The sequence below is a fragment of the uncultured Tessaracoccus sp. genome, assembly GCF_947255005.1.
Lineage (GTDB): Bacteria > Actinomycetota > Actinomycetes > Propionibacteriales > Propionibacteriaceae > Arachnia.
Genome location: NZ_CAMYFI010000102.1, coordinates 1 through 4,969 on the forward strand (window position 1 = coordinate 1; position 4,969 = coordinate 4,969).

8 protein-coding genes are annotated in these 4,969 nt (G+C 65.2%); 1 reads left to right on the forward strand and 7 read right to left on the reverse strand.

Going from position 1 to position 4,969, the window contains the following annotated elements; genetic code table 11:
- Window positions 1–143 precede the first annotated feature (143 nt).
- The 5 genes from mutM to Q0X61_RS12610 form a co-directional block, all read right to left on the reverse strand.
- Window positions 144–971 (reverse strand): bifunctional DNA-formamidopyrimidine glycosylase/DNA-(apurinic or apyrimidinic site) lyase, encoded by an 828-nt coding sequence (gene mutM / locus Q0X61_RS12590; protein ID WP_297743160.1) that lies wholly within the window; start codon window positions 969–971, stop codon window positions 144–146.
- The gene (gene rnc, locus Q0X61_RS12595; protein WP_297743162.1) at window positions 964–1,599 is read right to left on the reverse strand and encodes a ribonuclease III; all 636 of its coding nucleotides are present in this window, start codon (window positions 1,597–1,599) and stop codon (window positions 964–966) included. The genes mutM and rnc overlap by 8 nt, the downstream gene beginning before the upstream one ends.
- A gap of 38 nt (window positions 1,600–1,637) precedes the next feature.
- Window positions 1,638–1,829 (reverse strand): 50S ribosomal protein L32, encoded by a 192-nt coding sequence (gene rpmF / locus Q0X61_RS12600; protein WP_108871565.1) that lies wholly within the window; start codon window positions 1,827–1,829, stop codon window positions 1,638–1,640.
- A 24-nt stretch (window positions 1,830–1,853) separates the two neighbouring features.
- Entirely contained in the window at window positions 1,854–2,399 is a 546-nt protein-coding gene (locus tag Q0X61_RS12605; protein WP_297743165.1) for a DUF177 domain-containing protein, read from the reverse strand.
- 106 nt (window positions 2,400–2,505) lie between these two features.
- Window positions 2,506–3,426 (reverse strand): asparaginase, encoded by a 921-nt coding sequence (locus Q0X61_RS12610; RefSeq protein ID WP_297743167.1) that lies wholly within the window; start codon window positions 3,424–3,426, stop codon window positions 2,506–2,508.
- A gap of 220 nt (window positions 3,427–3,646) precedes the next feature.
- On the opposite strand from Q0X61_RS12610, the gene Q0X61_RS12615 reads away from it, so the two are divergent.
- Complete coding sequence (locus tag Q0X61_RS12615) at window positions 3,647–3,910, forward strand: hypothetical protein (RefSeq protein WP_297743169.1); 264 nt, start codon at window positions 3,647–3,649, stop codon at window positions 3,908–3,910.
- 123 nt (window positions 3,911–4,033) lie between these two features.
- Here Q0X61_RS12615 and coaD read toward each other — a convergent pair whose 3' ends face one another.
- On the reverse strand, window positions 4,034–4,519 hold the full coding sequence (gene coaD, locus Q0X61_RS12620; RefSeq protein ID WP_367270748.1) for a pantetheine-phosphate adenylyltransferase: 486 nt from the start codon (window positions 4,517–4,519) through the stop codon (window positions 4,034–4,036).
- Between the two features lie 17 nt (window positions 4,520–4,536).
- Window positions 4,537–4,969, reverse strand: a 433-nt coding sequence (locus tag Q0X61_RS12625; protein WP_297743171.1) for an RsmD family RNA methyltransferase, incomplete at its 5' end; no start/stop codon positions are given.

The window sequence follows — 4,969 nt, forward strand, 5'->3', positions numbered from 1 at the left end:
TGTGCAGCCCGGTGGTTGAGTAGCGCCCGGCGCGCGGACCCGGTGATTGAGTAGCCACGAAGTGGCGTATCGAAACCACGTCGCTGCTACTCGACGACCGGAGCGGGGGCGGGCGGACCTACTCGACGACCAAGCGGCGCGCATCATCGCAGGCGCTGGCATTTGGGACACCAGAAACTGGATCGATTCATGAACGCGCTGCGGCGCAGCGTCGACCCGCAGCGCTTGCACGGCAGACCCTCGCGACCGTACGCGTCCAAGGCCCGCTCGAAGTAGCCCGACTCACCGTTCACGTGCACATACAGCGAGTCGAACGAGGTTCCGCCGGCAGCCAATGCCTCGCGCATCACGTCGGTGGCGTGCCGCAGCAAGCCCGTGGCCTGCCGTGGGCCGAGGTTCCCCGTCGGAGTCTCGTAGTGGAGCTTCGCCCGCCATAGAGCTTCGTCGGCGTAGATGTTGCCGATCCCAGATACCAGGCTTTGATCGAGCAAGGCACGTTTGATCGTCGAGCGCTTCGCGCGCAGACGCCGAGCCACGTCGTGGATACGAAAGTCCGACGAGAAGGGGTCGGGTGCGATGTGCGGAACCGGGTCAGCCGCCAACCCCGGACGCAGCTCGAGCCCGCCGAACATGCGCTGATCGACGAACCGCAGCTGCTGCCCGTCGTCGAGATGCAACACGACGCGAGTGTGACGCGCCAGCGCGTCCGTAGGCTTCGCGACCCGGAACTGGCCGCTCATCCCCAGGTGGCATAGCAGCGCGTCCGGCCCGAGCGTGAGCCACAGGTACTTACCACGCCGACGAGCACCGTCGACGATGCTGCCCCGCAGCATTGCGACGAAGGCGTCCGCGCCGCCGGGGTTGTTGCGCACCGGGCGCGGGTGAAGGACGTCGACGTCGAGGATGCGGCGTCCGACAAGGTGGCTCTCGAGTCCTCGTCGAACTACCTCTGCTTCCGGGAGTTCAGGCATCGCCCAGCGCAGCGACGGCTTCCTTCGCCGCGAGCTGCTCGGCGCGGCGCTTGTTGGTTCCGGTGCCGCGACCGCGCGCGACGCCGTCGATCAACACCGTGGCCACGTAATGGCGGTCGTGATCGGGCCCGGAGCCTTCCACCTCGTAGGCGAGGCTCCAGCCATGGTGCGCGCAGCGTTCCTGGATGACGGTTTTGAAGTCGGTGTACTCCCCCGCTTCCACCACTTCGATGATGAGGGGGTCGATCACGTAGTGGATGAACCGCGACGCGGCCTCCATGCCTTGTGAGAGATAGATGCAGCCGATGATGGCCTCGGTGGTGTCGGCCAGGATGGATTTCTTGTCGTGGCCGCCCGTCGCGATCTCGCCTTTGCCAAGCTTGATGAGCGGCCCGACGTCGAGGCTTCGCGCCACCCTGGCGAGCGCGACGGCGGAGACCACCGACGAGCGCAGCTTCGCGAGCTCTCCCTCGGCCAGCCCCGGGTACTGGCGGTAAATGTGGTCAGTCACCACGATCTCGAGCACCGCGTCACCCAGAAATTCGAGCCGTTCGTTGCTCGGTATGCCACCAGCCTCATAGGCGTAGCTGCGATGGGTTAAGGACAGCTCAAAGAGCTGGGCGTCCACCTCGACGTCCAGCTCTTGAAACAGTTGCAGTAGCTTGCTCAGGCCTCGGTGACCTGGCGACGCTGACCGCGCGGGCCGTACTGGCCGCAGGAGGGGCAAGCGGTGTGCTGCAGGTGCGGCTCACGGCAAGCGGGGTTCACGCACACGACGGTGGGAACGACGGAGGTCTTCCACTGCGCACGACGCGAACGGGTGTTGCTGCGCGACATCTTCCGCTTCGGAACGGCCATGTCTACTCCTTGAATTCCAATGTCTTAGTCGTTGTCTCCGAACAGCCCGGCAAGTTTCTCCCAACGGGAGTCCACCTGTTCGCCGTGTGAGTGCTCCGGATCATCGTTCAGGTCGAGCCCGCATTCGGGACACAAACCGAGACAGTCCTCGTCGCACAGGGGCGTGAACGGAAGTTCGAGCACCACAGCGCCTCGGAGCGGTTCTTCGATGTCTACCGTCTCATCGACGATGAGCAACTCGTCCTCCTCGACCTCGCGGCCAGGATAGTAGAACAACTCCTGGAAGCTGAAGGACTTATCGTCGTCCAGCTCCTTCAAGCAGCGGGAGCATACGCCGTTGAGCACAACGTCGACTGTCCCCGTCGCTAAGACGCCTTCCACCACCGCTTCCATCCTGAGATCCAGGTGGAGGTCGGAGCCTTCCGGCACTCCGATCACCTCGGTGCCAAGCTCTGCGGGGGCGGGAAGCACCTCATGCAGTTCTTTCATCATTCCCGCGCGGTGGCCGAACTCGTGCACGTCGAAGACGAACGGCGAGCGGCGATCGCTATGGTGATGACCGGACTTCATGATGGTTTCCCAGCTCCTGACCGAGCATGACCTCGTGGTTGACCGACGGCCCACTCTACTCGGCCGCTCTCAATTCTCCAAATACCTCTCACCCACCAGACGCCTGTCACAACCCCTGCAGCGCGGCGCTGAGCTCGGGCGCGATCTCCACCTCAGCGTTGAGCCCCTCGATCGGGTGGCCCAACGCGCCGAGCACCGCAGCCATCACCTCGAAGCGGCCGCGACCCATCCCGTCGGACATCTTCACCGCAATGCCCGTGCCGTCGGGTAGTGCCGCAGCGAGGATGCCTTCGGCCCCCACCTTCATGACCAGGCCGTCGATCTGTTTCACGAACACGACGGTGCGATCCTCCGACCCGGACATGTAGGCGGGATGCTCGTGGTAGGCCCGATAGATCCGACGTTCCTCCTCACCCTCGGCGAGTGCCCAGGCGCCGAACCCTCGCGCCAAGCCGCCGAGCGTGCACGCGAAGGCGGGAGCAGTGCAGCCGTCGATGACAGGCTCGCCGATGACACCACAGTACTCGTCGATGACGACGCGGACAGCCTGCTGAAGTGGATGCGCGGGGTCACGGTAGGCGTCGATGGGCCATGCCGCACGCACGCACGTGCGCAGCATCGCCGCGTGCTTGCCTGAACAGTTGTGCGCGATCGGCTCCTTGTCGTGCCCGCCACGGATCCATGCGAGCCTGGCGGCCTCATCGAGGGGGAAATCTGCGGTGTTGCCGAGGTCGGCCACGCTCAGCCCCGCCCCCGCCAAGATGGCGCGGGCACCGTCGCGATGGAATTGCTCACCCCAGTGCGATGCGCCAGCCAGCGCGAGCATTTCACCGTCGAGGTCAAGTCCGTTACGCAGCATCGCGATCACTTGGAACGGTTTCAGCGCCGAGCGCGGCAGCGTCGCAGGCTCGGTGTCGCCCAGCGCGAGCCGAACTCCCCCGTCAGGATTCGTCACGACGACGCGGGCACGGTGGTGGGACTCTGCCACCCATCCGCGATGGGCAATGGCGGCCGGAATGTCTTGCATGCCTCCAGACTAGGGCGTTTACGCCGCGCGGGAGGACAAGCTGCCGCCATGCCGCAGTACACGCGTCCGGATTCCGCAGCAGTAACCAGACACCGTCGATCGCCTCCAGCGTCGCATCGAAGCTCGATTCCCCACCCGGAATCCGCCCAAGGTTGCAGCCGAGGTCAGCAGCACCATCGACCGCCTCCTTGTCCACCCGATAACCCGCTGGCACGGCATTGTGAAATTGGTAAGCCGAATACCCATCGCGGTCCCGGCGTTGGCCCTCATCATCGCACTCACGACGCTGCTGCTGGGCAGCGGTGAGACTCCCGACGAGTCGCGCGCCTGGGAATTGGCGCACAGCGCAGCGGTGCTGTTCGCCGAACATAGCGACGACGACACCGTGCTCGCCACGGTGGAGGGCATCGAGGAACTCACGACGGGCATGAGCCGAACAATCTGGCAGACGATCTCGCTGCTGCGGGCCGCAAACGCCAGCTGATCGAACCGCTTCGGGCAAGGCATAGGCGATGCAACTTCACAATCCGTACGCAGATTGACTCAACATGCCGAAATCGGGGGGGTGAGATGAATCTGCGTACGGATTTTGAAGTTTTTGGGGGCATCAACCCAGCGCCGCCTGCTTGTCCCGGATCGCGGCGGCCACATTCGTCGGCACATAGCTCGACACGTCGCCGCCAAGCCGGAACACCTCGCGCAGAATGGTGGACGAGAGCGTGACGTACTCCTTCGACGCGGGCAGCAGCACCGTCTCGATGCGGGTGAGCGAATGGTTCATGTGAGCTTGCTGCAGCTCGAAGTCGAAGTCAGCGCCGAACCGGAGCCCCTTCACAATCGCGACCGCGTCATGCTGCCGCGCGAAATCCACCAGCAACCCGCTCAGGGGCTCGACGTGCACACCGTCGAGATGCTGCAGCGCGCCGCGCACGAGCTCGATGCGCTCCTCGTAGTTGAACACGTAGGTCTTCGACGAGTTGCGCCCCACAGCCACGACGACTTCCCCGAATAGCCGTTGGGCGCGTTCGGCCACGTCGACGTGCCCCAGGGTGATCGGGTCGAACGAGCCCGCGTACACCACTTTCGCCATCATCTACCTCCACCGGGGCGTTAGTCAGTTGCCCCAAACCATAGTGTCGTCTCACCGTACCGGCGCTCCCACTGGTCGGTGAAGATATCCGGCCAATCTGGCGCCCCGCTCGCGGTGGCTCGCTCCACGACGACCAGCGCGCGCGGCAAGAGGAACCCCTCGGCGGCGAGCCCGTCGAGGAGTTCGCTGAGTGCGACGTCGGCGAACTGGTAGGGCGGGTCGGCGAAGACGAGGTCGTAGCCGGGTGGCAGCGTCGCGAGCGCCCCGGGCAGCCGGCCCTCGACGACCTTCGGGCGCAACCCCAGCTCGCTCGCGTTGGCTCGAATCAACCGCGCGGTGGGGCCGTCGGATTCCACGATCGTGACCCGTCGGGCTCCCCTGCTGGCGGCCTCGAGCCCGATGGCCCCGGAGCCGCCGAAGAGATCGAGCACCGCCAACCCTGCGAGGTGCTCG